This window comes from Malikia granosa (assembly GCF_002980595.1).
GTDB lineage: Bacteria > Pseudomonadota > Gammaproteobacteria > Burkholderiales > Burkholderiaceae_C > Malikia > Malikia granosa.
This window is the reverse complement of record NZ_PVLQ01000012.1, coordinates 264801-279803: the sequence shown is the minus strand read 5'-3', so window position 1 is coordinate 279803 and position 15003 is coordinate 264801. Positions and strand designations below refer to the sequence as shown.

Genomic DNA, 15003 nt, shown 5'->3' with positions numbered 1-15003 from the left:
GGGTCGTATGAGGACTTGAATCGTGTAACCATTTGGTGGAGGTAAGCGGGATCGAACCGCTGACCTCTTGCATGCCATGCAAGCGCTCTCCCAGCTGAGCTATACCCCCATGGTTGCCACGACAGCAAACAAATTGTGGCGGAGTGGACGGGACTCGAACCCGCGACCCCCGGCGTGACAGGCCGGTATTCTAACCAACTGAACTACCACTCCTGGTAGTGCAGCTTCGCTACCTGATCTTTCGATCAAGCAGCCAAGCGCTGCAAACTTGGCGACCCTACGGGGATTCGAACCCCGGTACTCACCGTGAAAGGGTGATGTCCTAGGCCTCTAGACGATAGGGTCAAAACCTAGACTACTGACTTGTCACAAACCTTGATGGTGGAGGTAAGCGGGATCGAACCGCTGACCTCTTGCATGCCATGCAAGCGCTCTCCCAGCTGAGCTATACCCCCTCTGGTTTGCAACAGTGCAGATTCTACATTACTTTTTTACTCTATCGACTTGCGTCGATATCGCGTTTCGTTTTGTATGTCTGCATCAGCAAGACTTGCATTGTATAGCGCTTTTCAGGCTTTTTGCAAGGCCGCCAAAACTTTTTCACGACCCTGCAAGAAAAGCACCGCATCGACCGAAGGCGTCTGCGGCGTGCCCATCACCAGCACGCGCACCGGCATCGCCAGCGCCGGCATCTTGAGGCCGAACTCGGCCAGCGTCGCCTTCATCGCGGCGGCAATCGCCTCCTTGCTCCACTCGGCGTCAATCAGCTTGGCAGCGAAGGCGGCAAGCGCGGGCTTGACGGCATCGGTCAAATGCTTGTCGAGGTCAGCCTGCTGCGGCGCCACTTCGGCGTAGAAGGCAGCAGCCCAGTCGGCCAGCGCCACCGTGGTGTCGCAGCGGTCCTTGAACAAGGCGCAGATCGCTTCCAGCCGCGCGTCGGCGGCGATGCCGCGCTTGGCCAGCTGCTCGGCGACCAGCGGCACCAGCTGCGCATCGGGCGTGGTCTTCATGTGCTGGCCGTTGACCCAGCGCAGCTTGGCCTCGTCGAACTGCGCCGCGCTGCGGCCCAGGTGATCGAGGTCGAACCACTGCAGGAACTGCTCGCGGCTGAAGATCTCGTCGTCGCCATGGCTCCAGCCCAGGCGCGCCAGGTAGTTGATCATGGCCTCGGGCAGGTAGCCCTCGTCGCGGTACTGCGTGACGGCCTTGGCACCGTTGCGCTTGCTCATCTTCTCGCCCTGCTCGTTGAGCACGGTGGGCAGATGCGCGTAGACCGGATGCTCCTTGCCCAGGGCCTGGAAGATGTTGATCTGGCGCGGCGTGTTGTTGATGTGGTCGTCGCCGCGGATCACATGGGTGATGGCCATGTCGAGGTCGTCGACCACGACGCAGAAGTTGTAGGTCGGCACGCCGACCGACTCGCCGGGCGCGGCCGGACGCGCGATCACCAGGTCGTCGAGCTCGGCATTGGCGATCTCGATGCGGCCCTTGACCTTGTCGTCCCAGGCCACCACGCCCTCCTTCGGGTTCTTGAAGCGCAGCACCGGCGCCACGCCCTCAGGAATCGGAGGCAGCACCTTGCCCGGCTCGGGGCGCCAGGTGCCGTCGTAGCGCGGCTTTTCCTTGTTCGCCATCTGGCGCTCGCGCAGCGCGTCGAGCTCGGCCATGCTCATGTAGCAGGGGTAGACACGGCCGGCATCGATGAGCTGCTGCAGCACCTCCTTGTAGCGCTCCATGCGCTGCATCTGGTAGAACGGGCCCTCGTCGTGGTCGAGGCCGAGCCACTTCATGCCTTCGATGATGACGTCGACGGCGGCCTGGGTCGAGCGCTCCTGGTCGGTGTCCTCGATGCGCAGGATGAAGTCGCCGCCCTTGGCGCGGGCAAACGCCCACGGATACAGCGCGGAGCGGATGTTGCCGAGGTGGATGAAGCCGGTCGGCGACGGGGCGAAGCGGGTGCGGACGCGTTGGGTCATAGCGAGTCGAGGGTGTTGAGGCCGCGTGCGAGGTCGTCCTGCACGTCCTTGGGATGTTCGAGTCCGACGGCGACGCGGATCAGGCCCTGCGTGATGCCGGCGGCCTGGCGCTGCGCCTCGGACAGCTTGCCGTGCGAGGTGCTGGCCGGGTGCGCGCACAGGGTCTTGGTGTCGCCCAGGTTGGTGCACAGCGACAGCACGCGCATCGAATCGAGCACATGGAAGGCGCGCGCGCGCGCCTGCTCGGGATTGCCGGCCTTGACGTCGAAGGACAGCACGGCGCCGCCGCGGCCGTTCATCTGCTTCATGGCCAGCTCATGCTGCGGGTGGCTGGCCAGGCCGGGGTAGTAGACGCGGGCGACGGCTGGATGCGCCTCCAGCCATTGCGCCAGCTCCAGCGTGAGCGCGCTCTGCGCCTTCATGCGCAGGTCCAGCGTCTCCAGGCCCTTGAGCACGACCCAGGCATTGAACGGCGACAGCACCATGCCCGAGTTCTTCTGCACCGGCAGGAACTTCTCCGTCACCATCTGCTCGCTGGCGCACAGCGCGCCGGCCAGCACCCGGCCCTGGCCGTCGAGGTACTTGGTGCCCGAGTGCATCACGATGTCGGCGCCAAGCTCGATCGGGCGCTGCAGCGCCGGCGTCGCGAAGCAGTTGTCGACCGCCAGCAAGGCGCCGGCGTCATGCGCCAGATCGGCCAGCGCGGCGATGTCGCAGACCTCGGACAGCGGATTGGTCGGGGTCTCGGCGAACAGCAGCCGGGTCACGCCAGGGCGGATCGCCGTCTTCCAGGCCGCGAGGTCGGTCTGCGGCACGATCGAGGTCTCGACGCCGAAGCGCGCGAACTCGGAGCCGATCAGCTTGAGCGTCGAGCCGAACATCGACTGCGAGATGATCACATGGTCACCGGCCTTGAGCAGGCTGAAGCACATCAGCATGATGGCCGACATGCCCGAGGCGGTGGCCAGGCAGGCCTGAGCGCCCTCGAGCGCGGCCAGGCGCTGCTCGAAGCTGGTGACGGTCGGGTTGCCGGAGCGGCCGTAGGTATAGCCCTCCTCCTGGCCGCCGAAGCGGCGCGCCGAGATCTCGGCGCTGGGCTGGACATAGCCGCTGCTCAGGTAGAGCGCCTCGGAGTTCTCGCCGTACTGGCTGCGCTCGACCGCCAGGCGCACCGCCAGCGTCTCGCGCTGCAGACCGGCCCATTTCGGATCGGTCATGGCTCAGCCCTCCTGCGAGGAATTGGGCAGGGCCAGGCGCGAGGTGGCGCCGTCGTCCTCCTCGGTGCCGGAGCCGACGCGCTGCTCGTTCATGCGCACCGCGTCCTCCGAGCTGACATCGCCGGTGCAATAGACGCCATCGAAGCAGGAGGCCTCGAAGCCGTCGAGGTCGGTGCGCAGCTTGCCCACCGCCTGCTTCATGGCATCGACATCCTGGTAGATCAGCGCGTCGCAACCGATGATCTGGCGGATTTCCTCCAGCGTGCGGCCATGCGCCACCAGCTCGCCCTTGGTCGGCATGTCGATGCCGTAGACGTTGGGGTAGATCACCGGCGGCGCGGCGCTGGCCATGTAGACCTTGTTGGCGCCGGCGTCGCGCGCCATCTGCACGATCTCCTTCGAGGTGGTGCCGCGCACGATCGAGTCGTCGACCAGCAGCACGTTACGGCCCTTGAACTCGCTGGCGATCACGTTGAGCTTCTGGCGCACCGACTTCTTGCGCACCGCCTGGCCCGGCATGATGAAGGTGCGGCCGACATAGCGGTTCTTGACGAAGCCTTCGCGGTAGGGCTTGCCGAGGCGGTCGGCCAGCTCGGTCGCCGACGGACGGCTCGACTCGGGGATCGGGATCACGACGTCGATCTGGTCGATCGGCACCATGGCGGCGACGCGCTGGGCCAGGGTCTCGCCCATGTTCAGGCGCGCCTGGTAGACCGAGATGCCGTCGATGGTCGAGTCCGGGCGCGCCAGGTAGACGAACTCGAACACGCAGGGATAGAGCTGCGGATGGGCCGCGCACTGCTCGGCGCGCATGGTTCCGTCGAGGCCGATGAAGACCGCCTCGCCCGGGGTGATGTCGCGCAGGAAATCATGGCCGGTGCCTTCGAGCGCGACCGATTCGCTCGCCACCATGAGGGTGCCGTCTTTGCCCTGGCCGACGCACAGCGGGCGGATGCCGTAGGGGTCGCGGAAGGCCAGCAAGCCGTGGCCGGCGATCATCGCCACCACCGCGTAGCTGCCCTTGATGCGCTGGTGCACGGCGCGCACGGCGGCGAACACCGCATCCTGGGTCAGCGCGCCATGGCTGCTGGCCTGGGCCAGCTCGTGCGCCAGCACGTTGAGCAGCACCTCGGAGTCGCTCTCGGTGTTGATGTGGCGATGATCGTTCTGGATCATCTCGCGCTTGAGCTGGTCGGCGTTGGTCAGGTTGCCGTTGTGCGCCATCACGATGCCGAACGGCGCGTTGACGTAGAAGGGCTGGGCCTCCTCCTCGCTGAAGGCATTGCCGGCGGTCGGGTAACGCACCTGGCCCAGGCCGCAGTTGCCCGGCAGCGCACGCATGTTGCGGGTGCGGAACACATCCTTGACCATGCCCTTGGCCTTGTGCATGAAGAACTTGCGCTCGAGCTGGGTCGCGATGCCGGCGGCATCCTGGCCACGGTGCTGCAACAGCAGCAGGGCGTCATAGATCAACTGGTTGACGGGTGCGTTGCTGACAACGCCGACGATTCCACACATGACGTGATCCTCTAGTAATTTTCAGGGAAAGTAGCGGGCCAGGCTGTCTGGCATGGCGCCCTTGAGCCAGTACAGACCGCGGTCGAGGCTTCTGGCTCCGACCGAGGCCTGCCAGCCTTCTTGTTGTTTGAACGGGGTCATGTTGACCACCAGCGCCAGCGCCAACAGCATGACCAGGCCGCGCAGCAGGCCGAAGCCCGCGCCGAGCACGCGGTCGACCGGACGCAGGCCGACAGAATCGATGACCTGGCCCACCAGCCAGGACAGCAGAGCGGCGCCGAAGGCGGCCGCGACAAAGACGGCGACGAAGCCCGCCGCATAGCGCAGCGGCTCGGTGAAGTCCTTCAGCGGCAGGCGCTCGGCAGCCCAGGCGGCAAAGGTCTGCGCCAGCAGGAAGGCGACGACCCAGCCGGCAATCGAGAGCAGCTCGTAGACCAGGCCGCGCCAGAGCCCCAGCAACACGGAAGCCAGCAGCAACAGCAGCAGAATGAGATCGATCGCCGCCATCAAAGCGCGAGAATGGCGGCCGACAGTCCCAGCGCCCTGGCCTTGGCGGCTGCCTTGTCGGCCTCGGCACGGGTAGCGAAAGGTCCCAGGCGCACGCGGGTACGCGGGCCGTCGGGGGTGTTGCTGATCTGGGTATAGGTGACCAGGCCGGAGCGCTCGAGCTTGGCGCGCGCCTCCTGCGCCAGGTTGGGATCGACGAAGGCGCCGACCTGCACGATATGGCGTGGCTTGCCGGCCGCCTTGTCCGCCTCGGCCGACGCAGTCGGCGCCGACTTGCCCTCGAGCAGGGCCAGGGCACGGGCGGAATCCTCGCTCGACTTGACGGGCTTGTCCTGCGGCTTTGCAACCGGCTTGTCAGCGGGCTTGGGTTCGGTGGACTTAGGTTCGGCCGGCTTGGGCTCGGGCTTCCTGGCGGCTGGCTCGGGCGCGGGCTGGGGCTTGGCAGGCGCAAGGGCCTGGACGGCAGGCGCTGGCGGCATCGGCTTGACGACAGGATGCAGCGGCACAGGCGCAACGACGGCCGCTGGCGACTCGGCAGGCGCCTTGGCCACCTGCGGGGCAGGCGCAGCTGGAGCTGCAGGCGCCACAGGAGTGCTGGGAGCGCCAGAGGCGCTAGGCACGAATTCCTCGGACTCATCAAGGCCAGCCACATGCTGGCCGGACGACGGCACGGCCTCGTCGGCCTGGGGCTTGGCGGCCTGGCGCGACGGAATGTCGATCTCGAAGTCGGCCGGCACCGGGCGCGGCTGCGACTCGAACAGCAGCGGAAACCCGATCACACCGGCCAGCACCAGCACGGTGGCACCGAGCAGGCGGTGCCGGGCGCGACGGCGCACGGTTTCGATGGAAGGAGGCTGTGTCGGGCTGGAGCCGCCCTGGCCACCGAATCGGAATTTGAACATTCGCCAGTGCTGTGATGGGTGAGGCCGTGTCGCGTCGAAAGCCAGCAGCTGGCTCAGCCCGGAAGGTGCTTGGCGTCCAGCCTGGGGATGCCGTTTTGCAGCACGCCGCCCACGGTAAAGAAAGAACCGAAGACCACGATTCTATCAGCCGGGTCGGCAGCCGCAACCGCGGCGTCCAGCGCCGCCTGGGGGTCGGGATGCAGGCTCGAGCTGGTGCCGGGGCGCGGATGGGTGCCGCGCCAGATCGCAGCCAGGTCACTCGCGCTGGCGGCGCGCGGCAGCGGCAGGTCGCAGAAATACCAGCGATCGATCAATGGGTTGATGCGCTGGAACATCGGCAGCAGGTCCTTGTCGGCCATGGCGCCGAACACCGCGTGGGTGGTCGGGTAGAAGCCCATCGCGTCGAGGTTCTCGGTCAGCGCGGCGACCGAATGCGGGTTGTGCGCGACATCGAGCACCAGCGCCGGCTGACCCGGCACGATCTGGAAGCGGCCCGGCAGCTCGACCAGGGCCAGGCCGTTGCGCACCGCCTGCGCCGTGACCGGCAACAGCGGATGCAGCGCCTCGACCGCCGCCAGCACGCCAGCAGCGTTGACGAGCTGGTTGGCGCCGCGCAGCGCCGGATAGGCCAGGCCGGCGTAACGCCGGCTGCGGCCGGCCCAGTTCCACTGCTGCTGGTCGCCGCCGCAATGGAAGTCGCGGCCCGCGCGGTGCAGGTCGGCACCGATCTCGAGCGCGCGGTCGAGCACGCTTTGCGGTGGCACCGGATCGCTCACGATCACCGGGCGGCCGGTGCGCATGATGCCGGCCTTCTCGTAGCCGATCGCCTCGCGGTCGGTGCCGAGGAATTCGACATGGTCGATATCGACGCTGGTGATGATCGAGCAGGCCGGCTCGACGATGTTGACCGCATCGAGCCGGCCGCCCAGGCCGACCTCGAGGATCACGATGTCGAGCTGCGCGCGCGCCAGGGTCAGCACGATCGCCAGCGTGGTGAATTCGAAATAGCTCAGGCTGACCTCGGGCTGATCGGCGCCGTTGCCGCGGCGCGCCAGCTCGACGTCGGCGAAGGCCGGCAGCAGCGCGTCAGCCGCGACGACCTGGCCCGCGATGCGGCAGCGCTCCTCGAAATGCACCAGATGCGGCGAGGTGTAGACGCCGGTGCGGTAGCCCGCCTGGCCGTAGATGGCCTCGAGCAAGGCACAGGTCGAGCCCTTGCCATTGGTGCCACCGACGATGATGACCGGACAGGCCGGCTGCAGGCCGCGGCCGTCATTGAGGCGCTGCGCCACCTGGCGCACCCGGTCGAGCCCCATGTCTATGGTCCTGGGGTGGATACGCTCGCAATGGGCGAGCCAGTCGGACAGGGTCTGGGGCAGGTCTTGGGTCATGGCTGGGACGGAAAAGGGCAAGGCCCCTATTGTCGCAGCGGGATTGAAACCGCGTTCGACCCAAGGGCAGCCCCGTTCCGCCGCCTGAAGGGGCTCAGCGCCGGTTCCGGTAACGCCCCCAGGTGGTGCCGGTGTTGTTCATGCTGTCCAGGTTGGCGTCGCTCAGCGGGTCGTCATCCGGCGGAACATCGGCGGTCCCGCTGGCATTGCCGACGTCGGCGCTGCCGCTCGCGTTGTCGACATCCGGCGTCGAGCTCGCGTTGTCGGTATCGGTACCGGACTTGGGCTTCTTGTTGTCGGCCATCTCAGCCTCCTCCCTGGCAATTGCCATCTGCGCTTGCGTCATCGGGGACATGGATGCACGCCCCGACAAAAATGCCATATCCGATAAATACCAGGACATGACGAGTCGCAGGGTAGCGCAGCCCAGCCCGGTTGACAAGCCGGACGGGCACAGCCGCCTGGATGAATCGATAAAAAACCCGCCCTATTTGTGGAAACGACATGGTTTGTCCGGGCCTGCGGTTAGGATTTACCTAAATGAACATCATTCGCATTACGCAAACGACAATGACTGGACTGTCGGACCTGATCGCGCAGCTGATACGCTGACAAGGACTGACCAAGCCCCACCGAATCATGCGCAAAGCCACCGAAATCCAGCAAGACCTGGACCAAACCGCCGACGAACTGCGCCGCCAGAAGCTGCGCACCATGCAACTGGTCGCCCTGGCCCTGCTGGCGGGAGCGGCCGTTCTGCTGCTGGTCGCCCACGTGCTGCGCGCCCGGCACCCGGCCTGGGGCTATGTCGCGGCCTTCGCCGAGGCCGCGATGGTCGGCGCGATCGCCGACTGGTTCGCGGTAGTCGCGCTGTTCAAGCATCCGCTGGGGCTGCCGATCTGGCACACGGCGATCATCCCGAACAGCAAGGACGCCATCGGCCGCAACCTGGGCGCCTTTGTCGAGAACCATTTCATCACCGAGGAAGCGATCGGCCACAAGATCCGGCAGGCCGACCCGGCCCGGCGCATCGGCGAATGGCTGCTCGATCCGCAGCATCTGGCCGGAATGAACCGGTCGGCGGCGAGCGTCGCGCGGCAGCTGATCGAGGCGCTGGACCATGAGCAGATCCGGGACAAGATCCGCGAGCTGGCCAGCCGGCAGCTGACCGAGGTCGACCTGTCGGTGATAGCGGGCCAACTGGTGGATCGGCTGATACAGAGCGACCGGCACCAGGAGCTGCTCGACGCCCTGCTCGAGGGGGCTGGTGCCTACCTCGGCGACCCGGACAAGCTGCCGGTCATCAGCCAGTTCCTGATCGACAGCCTGGGCATCGAGAACTCGATCATGAAGATGGCGGTCAACGCCTATGCGCCCAAGTCGATCGGCTCGCTGAACCAGAAGCTCGACGAGGTCAGGCGCGATCCGGCGCACCGCTTCCGGGGCGTGTTCGACGGCTGGATCGGCGACTTCGCGCTGCGGCTGAAAGCCGACCCGCAATGGGCCGCGAAGATCCGGCGCCATCAGGCCGAGCTGGTGCAGGACCCGCAGGTGCAGCAGCTGCTGTCGGGACTGTGGGACAGCCTCAAGGATAGGCTGCTGCATGACCTGGGCCAGGAACAACCGGCGCTGCTGCGCCAGCTGCAGGCCTGGGTCCAGAAGCTCGGCAGCCTGCTGGTCGAGGAGTCCGGCCTGCGGCAATGGCTGAACCAGGCGATCGAGAACGGCAGCGTCACGCTGATCCGGAAATACCGCGGCGAGGTCGGGCGCTTCATCGAGCAGCAGCTGGCCAAGTGGACCCGGGAGGAAATGAGCCAGCGCATCGAGCTCGCGATCGGGCGCGACCTGCAGTTCATCCGGATCAACGGCACGCTAGTCGGCGGGCTGGTCGGGCTGGCGATTTATGCGCTGCTGCAGGCGACAGGCTGACTTTGAATCAGACAAATTTCACAGGAAGAACCCCCATGGCAGACACATTCGACGACGGCAGTTTCTGGAACAAGGTGAAGAACTTCGCGCTCAAGGCCGGCAAGGAAGTGATCGAGAAGGCGCTTTGGCTGTACTACGCCGCCCAGCAGCCCAATACCCCGGCCTGGGCCAGGACCGTGATCTACGGCGTCCTAGCCTATTTCGTGCTGCCGGTGGACGCGGTACCCGATGCGATTCCGGTCGCCGGCTTCACCGACGACCTGGGCGCGCTGGCGGCGGCGCTCGGGACGGTGTCGATGTATGTGACCGCTCAGGTCAAGACGATGGCATCCGAGAAGATGAAGGAGTGGTTCGGGGCCTGACTGAGCCGCAAGCCGTGGCTCACCCCGCCAGCAAGCCCCGCGCCGCCCGCTCGCTCAGCACGCACTCGAGCCGGACCTGCGCGCGCGTCATGCCGACGAAGAGCTTGCGCCGCTCGACGTCGCTGGCCTGCTCGAAATCGATCTCGCACAGGATCACGGCCGGCGCGCTCTGGCCCTTGAAGCGGTAGAGCGTCTCGACCAGCAGCTCGCCCCCGGTCCACTGCGGGTTGCCGGCCGAGTCGTAGCGCCCGGTGAAGCGGCGCGTGCGCAGGCCGGCAATGGTTTCGCGTCCCAGGATCTCGGAGCCGCTGCGGCCGTAGGTCAGCACCGCGATCTGCTCGGTCTTGAAGCCGGCGACCTTCAGCTCGCGCACGCAGGCCTCGACCTGGGCCAGCGCCTGGCCCGGCTTGCTCGGATAGTCGTGAAACCCCGGCAACTGGCCCGCGAACGCCGATCGCGGCACGACCGGCCGCTCGCTCAGGCCCAGCAGGTTGATCGCCTCGACCACCTTGCGCGGGCTGCGGAAGTTGTCCATGCAGTGGATGCGCACCGCCTGGCCGAGCTCGAAGCCCTCGCGCCGGTAGATGCGCTGCTGCTGGTCGCCCAGCAGATAGGCCTGGCCACCGTCCTTGAGCAGGTCGGTCATCGCCTGGACCCATTCGGGCTCGAAGTCCTGGGCCTCGTCGATGATCAGCAGGTCCCAGCGCGGCGTCATGCGGGGGGTGGCGGCAGCGAGCTGCTCGGCCAGCTGGTCGTAGATGCCGGGCTGGCTGAAATCCGGCTCCAGGCCGGCGCGCCGCGCCTGCTCGACGCAGGCCTCGTGGAAAGTCATGATTTGCGCCGTGTAGGGCGCGATCAGCAGCATGTGGTCGGCCAGCGCGCGGTTGAAGCAGACATAGGCGCAACGCTGCTTGGCGGCATGGGCCTGGCGCATCAGCGCGAGCGCGAGCTGGGTCTTGCCCGAGCCGGCCGTGGCCTCGATCACGAACAGGCCCGACTCGTGCTCGATGGCGGGAATCCAGGTCGCCAGGCCAGACGACAGCGCGGTGCTGGTGCGCATGATCTGCCCGACATGGGACGAGACATCGGGCAGCACCTTGAAGCGGTTGGCAAGGAAGTCGACCAGCCTTTGCCGGGAATCCTCCGGCAGCGGATCATGGGGCATGAGGTCGAGCACGCGCTGGCACAGCGCGGGGCAGCCGTCGGCATCGACGATGCGCTCGGACGGGTGCGCCAGCGACGTGGAGGCGACGCGGTGGTCGGGCAGCACGAGCAGCGTGCCGACCCTGACCTGGCGCAGCCCTTCGTCGGTCAGGCGCGACAGGATGGCGCCATGCTGGCGGCGCAGCTGGTGCCCGACGTCGAGCGCCTCGTCGCGCTTGGCGTAGCGCTTGCTCAGCCCCGCCTCGCCTTCCTCGAGCGGGCCGGACTTGACCTCGATCAGCAGCAGGTGCCCGATCGGAGAGACGAGCGCGATGTCGATTTCGCCGATCTGCTGCCGGCCCTCGAGCGTGCTGGACCAGTCCACGTTGTGGAACAGGTCATAGCCCACCGGCAGGCCGAGCTCGAGCAGCTCCAGCATGTCGCGCTCGCGGTAGAAGCCGGGACCGAGCAGGCCAGCGGCGGGAAATGAGGGATGCAGGGTGGCCATGGCGGTCAGCGGGGTCGATGTCGGTGGATCGAAGTTGCAAAAATGCAATTTGGTGACATTCTCCATTAAAACTTGTGACAGGCCTGACGCTGCTGCTCATCGCTGGCGCCACCCGCCTTGCGGCACAATTCCGGCCATGATCAAGGTCTATGGCATCCCCAATTGCGACACGGTGAAGAAGGCGCGCGCCTGGCTGACCGAGCACGGCGTCGCGCACGAGTTCCACGACTTCAAGAAGGCCGGCGTGCCCGAGGCCAGGCTGGACGCCTGGATCGCCGCCGTCGGCTGGGACAAGCTGCTGAACCGCCGCGGCCCGACCTGGCGCAAGCTCGACCCCGCGCTGCAGGCCGGCGTGGTCGACGGCACCAGCGCAAAGCCGGTGATGGTCGCGCACAGCAGCGTGATCAAGCGCCCGGTGGTCGAATGGGCAGCTGCGATCACGGTCGGCTTCGATGCCGATGACTGGGCGGCTCGCGTCTGAGCCAGCATTTCCCGCCAGCCTGGCCGCCCGCCCCTCTAAAATGGCAGGTTGGCGCGCCGCTGCCGGCGGCGCCAGGCTTCCTCCACCCCCTTTAAGCGCGATTTGTCGCGAACGAACTCCATGAGCACCACCCAGATCGACGGCGTGTCCGTCAACACCCAGGCCAGCGTCTACTTCGACGGCAAGTGCGTCAGCCACGGTATCACCTTCCCCGACGGCACCAAGAAGTCGGTCGGCGTGGTGCTGCCCGCGACCCTGACCTTCAACACCGGCGCCCCCGAGATCATGGAATGCGTGGCCGGCTCCTGCGAATACAAGCTCGCCGGCAGCGACGCCTGGCTCAAGTCCGGCCCTGGCGAGCAGTTCAGCATCCCCGGCAACAGCAGCTTCGAGATCCGCGTGACCGAGGCCTACCACTACATCTGCCACTTCGGCTGATCCGGAGAAAGACCCGAACATGTCCGCCACCATCCTGCAAAACCTGCCCACCGGCCAGAAGGTCGGCATTGCCTTCTCGGGCGGTCTCGACACCAGCGCCGCGCTGCTGTGGATGAAGCTCAAGGGCGCCCTGCCCTATGCCTACACCGCCAACCTGGGCCAGCCCGACGAGTCCGACTACGACGAGATCCCGCGCAAGGCCATGGGCTATGGCGCAGTGCAGGCGCGCCTGATCGACTGCCGTCCGCAGCTGGCCCACGAGGGCATCGCCGCGCTGCAGGCCGGTGCCTTCCACATCAGCACCGCTGGCGTGACCTACTTCAACACCACCCCGCTGGGCCGCGCCGTGACCGGCACCATGCTGGTGGCCGCGATGAAGGAAGACGACGTCAACATCTGGGGCGACGGTTCGACCTACAAGGGCAACGACATCGAGCGTTTCTACCGCTACGGCCTGCTGACCAACCCGAGCCTGAAGATCTACAAGCCCTGGCTGGACCAGCAGTTCATCGACGAGCTCGGCGGCCGCAAGGAGATGAGCGAGTTCCTGATCGCCAACGGCTACGACTACAAGATGTCGGTCGAGAAGGCGTACAGCACCGACAGCAACATGCTCGGCGCGACCCACGAGGCCAAGGACCTCGAGCACCTGAACTCCGGCATCCGCATCGTCAACCCGATCATGGGCGTGGCGTTCTGGAAGGATGAGGTCGCGGTCAAGGCCGAGGAAGTCACCGTGCGCTTCGAGGAAGGCGTGCCGGTCGCGCTCAACGGCCAGACCTTCGAGTCGCCAGTCGAGCTGATCCTGGAAGCCAACCGCATCGGCGGCCGTCACGGCCTGGGCATGAGCGACCAGATCGAGAACCGCATCATCGAGGCCAAGAGCCGCGGCATCTACGAGGCCCCCGGCCTGGCGCTGCTGCACATCGCCTACGAGCGCCTGGTCACCGGCATCCACAACGAGGACACGATCGAGCAGTACCGCATCAACGGCCTCAAGCTCGGTCGGCTGCTCTACCAGGGCCGCTGGTTCGACCCGCAGGCCATCATGCTGCGCGAGACGGCACAGCGCTGGGTCGCACGCGCGATCACCGGCGAGGTCACGCTCGAGCTGCGCCGCGGCAACGACTACTCGATCCTCAACACCGACAGCCCGAACCTGACCTACGCGCCCGAGCGCCTGTCGATGGAGAAGGTCGAGGACGCGCCGTTCACGCCGCTCGACCGCATCGGCCAGCTGACCATGCGCAACCTCGACATCACCGACACCCGCGCCAAGCTGGGCATCTACTCCGACGCCGGCCTGCTGTCGCTGGGCCAGGGCGAGGACTTCCTCAAGCTCGGCGGCAAGTAAGCACGCCGTTGCGTTTCCACGAAGGCCGGGCAACCGGCCTTTCTTGTTTTTCAAGCCCTGCCTGCATGAGCCACCCGTCCATCCTGTTCCGCCTGATCGCCGGCCAGATCGCGATCCACGCCTGCATGACCGGGCTGCGCATGGGCATGCCGCTGTACGCCTTGCACCACGGCCACAGCGCCGCCGAGGCCGGGGTGCTGATCGCCTTGTTCGCGGTCAGCAATGTGGTGATGGCCTTGCCCTGGGGCCGGCTGGTGGACCGCCATGGCCTGCACCTGCCTTGGCGGCTGGCGGTGACGATGGCGGTGTCGGGGGCCTTGCTGGCGGCGGCCTGGCAGCAGGCCTGGAGCTTCGCAGCCGCGGCCTTGCTGGTCGGCGGCGCCATGGGGCTGGCGCAGGTGACGGTGCAGCGCCGGGCCGGCATGGCCGCGGACTCGGCCCAGGAGCGCCGCAAGCTCTGGGGCTGGCTGTCGCTGGCCGCGCCGGCTGCCAACCTGGTCGGACCGGCCCTGGTGGGCCTGCTGCTCGACCATGCCGGGCAGTCCAGCGTGGACCGGCAGGCCTTTGCCTGGGCCGCCGTGGCCGTGGGCCTGCTGGCGCTATCGAGCCTGCTGTGGGTGCATGGGATCCAGGAGGCGCCCAGCGCGCTGGTCACGTCGCAGCAGAATGGCGGCGGCAAGCGCGACCTGCTGGCCGACTGGCGACTGCGGCGCCTGCTGGTGGTGGCCTGGGCCACCGCCTCCTGCTGGGACGTGCACGCCTTCGTGGTGCCCGTGCTCGGTCACGAGCGGGGTTTCAGCGCCTCGATGATCGGCTTCATACTGGGTGCGTTTGCCACCGCCGCGGCGGTGATCCGCCCCTTGCTGCCCCGCCTGTCGGAGGGCATGTCCGAGCGCCGCGTGATGACCGCAGCACTCGCGCTGACCGCGGTCTGGCTGGGCCTCTACCCGCTGGTGCAGCAGGCCTGGGCGGCCGCGCTGCTGTCGGCCCTGCTGGGCGTGACCCTGGGCGGGGTCCAGCCGACGATCCTGAGCTTGCTGCAGCACATCACCCCGGCGCAGCGCATGGGCCAGGCACTCGGCATGCGGCTGATGACGGTGAGCGCCACCAGCGTCGCGATGCCGATGCTGTTCGGCAGCTTTGGCGCGCTGATCGGCGTGTCGGCGCTGTTCTGGTCGGCCGGCCTGATCGCGGCGACCGGCAGCCGGATCGCCTGGTCCTTGCGGACGGAGCCGCAGCCGCCCAGGCGCGAGGCCTGAGCCGGCGCGGCCATTGCC

Annotated in this window: 14 protein-coding genes and 4 tRNA genes; 6 read left to right on the top strand and 12 right to left on the bottom strand. The window is 67.1% G+C overall.

Translation table 11 applies throughout. The annotated features are described in order from the left end of the window. Window positions 1-33: 33 nt before the first annotated feature. From C6P64_RS04695 to C6P64_RS04645, 11 genes are all read right to left on the bottom strand, one after another. Window positions 34-109 (bottom strand) — tRNA-Ala (locus C6P64_RS04695). 27 nt (window positions 110-136) lie between these two features. Further along, window positions 137-213: transfer RNA gene (locus tag C6P64_RS04690), tRNA-Asp, on the bottom strand. A gap of 56 nt (window positions 214-269) precedes the next feature. Further along, window positions 270-345, bottom strand: a tRNA-Glu gene (locus tag C6P64_RS04685). Window positions 346-379: 34 nt separating this feature from the next. Beyond that, a tRNA-Ala gene (locus C6P64_RS04680) sits at window positions 380-455 on the bottom strand. 114 nt (window positions 456-569) lie between these two features. Then, window positions 570-1976 (bottom strand): glutamate--tRNA ligase, encoded by a 1407-nt coding sequence (gene gltX, locus C6P64_RS04675; protein ID WP_105747413.1) that lies wholly within the window; start codon window positions 1974-1976, stop codon window positions 570-572. Next, on the bottom strand, window positions 1973-3193 hold the full coding sequence (locus tag C6P64_RS04670; protein WP_105747412.1) for an O-succinylhomoserine sulfhydrylase: 1221 nt from the start codon (window positions 3191-3193) through the stop codon (window positions 1973-1975). Before C6P64_RS04670 ends, gltX begins: the two co-directional genes overlap by 4 nt. A 3-nt stretch (window positions 3194-3196) precedes the next feature. After that, on the bottom strand, window positions 3197-4711 hold the full coding sequence (gene purF, locus C6P64_RS04665; protein ID WP_105747411.1) for an amidophosphoribosyltransferase: 1515 nt from the start codon (window positions 4709-4711) through the stop codon (window positions 3197-3199). Window positions 4712-4732: 21 nt separating this feature from the next. Next, on the bottom strand, window positions 4733-5218 hold the full coding sequence (locus tag C6P64_RS04660; RefSeq protein ID WP_105747410.1) for a CvpA family protein: 486 nt from the start codon (window positions 5216-5218) through the stop codon (window positions 4733-4735). Further along, window positions 5218-6120, bottom strand: coding sequence for an SPOR domain-containing protein (locus C6P64_RS04655; RefSeq protein WP_105747409.1), 903 nt, complete (start codon window positions 6118-6120; stop codon window positions 5218-5220). Before C6P64_RS04655 ends, C6P64_RS04660 begins: the two co-directional genes overlap by 1 nt. Before the next feature lie 53 nt (window positions 6121-6173). Further along, window positions 6174-7511, bottom strand: a complete 1338-nt coding sequence (gene folC / locus C6P64_RS04650) for a bifunctional tetrahydrofolate synthase/dihydrofolate synthase (protein WP_105747408.1) — start codon at window positions 7509-7511, stop codon at window positions 6174-6176. A 94-nt stretch (window positions 7512-7605) separates the two neighbouring features. After that, window positions 7606-7815: a hypothetical protein gene (locus C6P64_RS04645; protein WP_105747407.1), complete on the bottom strand. Its 210-nt coding sequence runs from the start codon at window positions 7813-7815 to the stop codon at window positions 7606-7608. A gap of 335 nt (window positions 7816-8150) precedes the next feature. Here C6P64_RS04645 and C6P64_RS04640 point away from each other — a divergent pair, with 335 nt between their 5' ends. Both C6P64_RS04640 and C6P64_RS04635 read left to right on the top strand, forming a co-directional pair. Then, complete coding sequence (locus tag C6P64_RS04640; RefSeq protein ID WP_105747406.1) at window positions 8151-9440, top strand: DUF445 domain-containing protein; 1290 nt, start codon at window positions 8151-8153, stop codon at window positions 9438-9440. 35 nt (window positions 9441-9475) lie between these two features. Beyond that, window positions 9476-9802: a YkvA family protein gene (locus tag C6P64_RS04635; protein ID WP_105747405.1), complete on the top strand. Its 327-nt coding sequence runs from the start codon at window positions 9476-9478 to the stop codon at window positions 9800-9802. A 19-nt stretch (window positions 9803-9821) separates the two neighbouring features. Here the strand turns inward: C6P64_RS04635 and C6P64_RS04630 are convergent, their stop codons facing one another. Next, window positions 9822-11453: an AAA family ATPase gene (locus C6P64_RS04630; RefSeq protein WP_170073039.1), complete on the bottom strand. Its 1632-nt coding sequence runs from the start codon at window positions 11451-11453 to the stop codon at window positions 9822-9824. 136 nt (window positions 11454-11589) lie between these two features. Between C6P64_RS04630 and C6P64_RS04625 the strand changes: the two genes are divergently transcribed. The 4 genes from C6P64_RS04625 (at window position 11590) to C6P64_RS04610 (ending at window position 14985) form a co-directional block, all read left to right on the top strand. After that, entirely contained in the window at window positions 11590-11934 is a 345-nt protein-coding gene (locus C6P64_RS04625) for an arsenate reductase (protein ID WP_105747403.1), read from the top strand. Window positions 11935-12054: 120 nt separating this feature from the next. Further along, window positions 12055-12372, top strand: coding sequence for a pyrimidine/purine nucleoside phosphorylase (gene ppnP / locus C6P64_RS04620; RefSeq protein WP_105747402.1), 318 nt, complete (start codon window positions 12055-12057; stop codon window positions 12370-12372). A gap of 19 nt (window positions 12373-12391) precedes the next feature. Next, window positions 12392-13726 (top strand): argininosuccinate synthase, encoded by a 1335-nt coding sequence (gene argG / locus C6P64_RS04615; protein WP_105747401.1) that lies wholly within the window; start codon window positions 12392-12394, stop codon window positions 13724-13726. A 65-nt stretch (window positions 13727-13791) separates the two neighbouring features. Then, entirely contained in the window at window positions 13792-14985 is a 1194-nt protein-coding gene (locus C6P64_RS04610; RefSeq protein WP_105747400.1) for an MFS transporter, read from the top strand. The last annotated feature ends 18 nt before the right edge of the window (window positions 14986-15003 follow it).

What these genes read in the sequence shown, in the direction of transcription:
- C6P64_RS04610 (WP_105747400.1), top strand. Translation starts at nt 13,792, where the DNA reads ATGAGCCACCCGTCCATCCTGTTCCGCCTGATCGCCGGCCAGATCGCG.
- C6P64_RS04655 (WP_105747409.1), bottom strand. Translation starts at nt 6,120, where the DNA reads ATGTTCAAATTCCGATTCGGTGGCCAGGGCGGCTCCAGCCCGACACAG.
- C6P64_RS04640 (WP_105747406.1), top strand. Translation starts at nt 8,151, where the DNA reads ATGCGCAAAGCCACCGAAATCCAGCAAGACCTGGACCAAACCGCCGAC.
- C6P64_RS04630 (WP_170073039.1), bottom strand. Translation starts at nt 11,453, where the DNA reads ATGGCCACCCTGCATCCCTCATTTCCCGCCGCTGGCCTGCTCGGTCCC.
- C6P64_RS04625 (WP_105747403.1), top strand. Translation starts at nt 11,590, where the DNA reads ATGATCAAGGTCTATGGCATCCCCAATTGCGACACGGTGAAGAAGGCG.
- C6P64_RS04670 (WP_105747412.1), bottom strand. Translation starts at nt 3,193, where the DNA reads ATGACCGATCCGAAATGGGCCGGTCTGCAGCGCGAGACGCTGGCGGTG.
- ppnP (WP_105747402.1), top strand. Translation starts at nt 12,055, where the DNA reads ATGAGCACCACCCAGATCGACGGCGTGTCCGTCAACACCCAGGCCAGC.
- argG (WP_105747401.1), top strand. Translation starts at nt 12,392, where the DNA reads ATGTCCGCCACCATCCTGCAAAACCTGCCCACCGGCCAGAAGGTCGGC.
- folC (WP_105747408.1), bottom strand. Translation starts at nt 7,511, where the DNA reads ATGACCCAAGACCTGCCCCAGACCCTGTCCGACTGGCTCGCCCATTGC.
- C6P64_RS04645 (WP_105747407.1), bottom strand. Translation starts at nt 7,815, where the DNA reads ATGGCCGACAACAAGAAGCCCAAGTCCGGTACCGATACCGACAACGCG.
- gltX (WP_105747413.1), bottom strand. Translation starts at nt 1,976, where the DNA reads ATGACCCAACGCGTCCGCACCCGCTTCGCCCCGTCGCCGACCGGCTTC.
- purF (WP_105747411.1), bottom strand. Translation starts at nt 4,711, where the DNA reads ATGTGTGGAATCGTCGGCGTTGTCAGCAACGCACCCGTCAACCAGTTG.
- C6P64_RS04660 (WP_105747410.1), bottom strand. Translation starts at nt 5,218, where the DNA reads ATGGCGGCGATCGATCTCATTCTGCTGCTGTTGCTGCTGGCTTCCGTG.
- C6P64_RS04635 (WP_105747405.1), top strand. Translation starts at nt 9,476, where the DNA reads ATGGCAGACACATTCGACGACGGCAGTTTCTGGAACAAGGTGAAGAAC.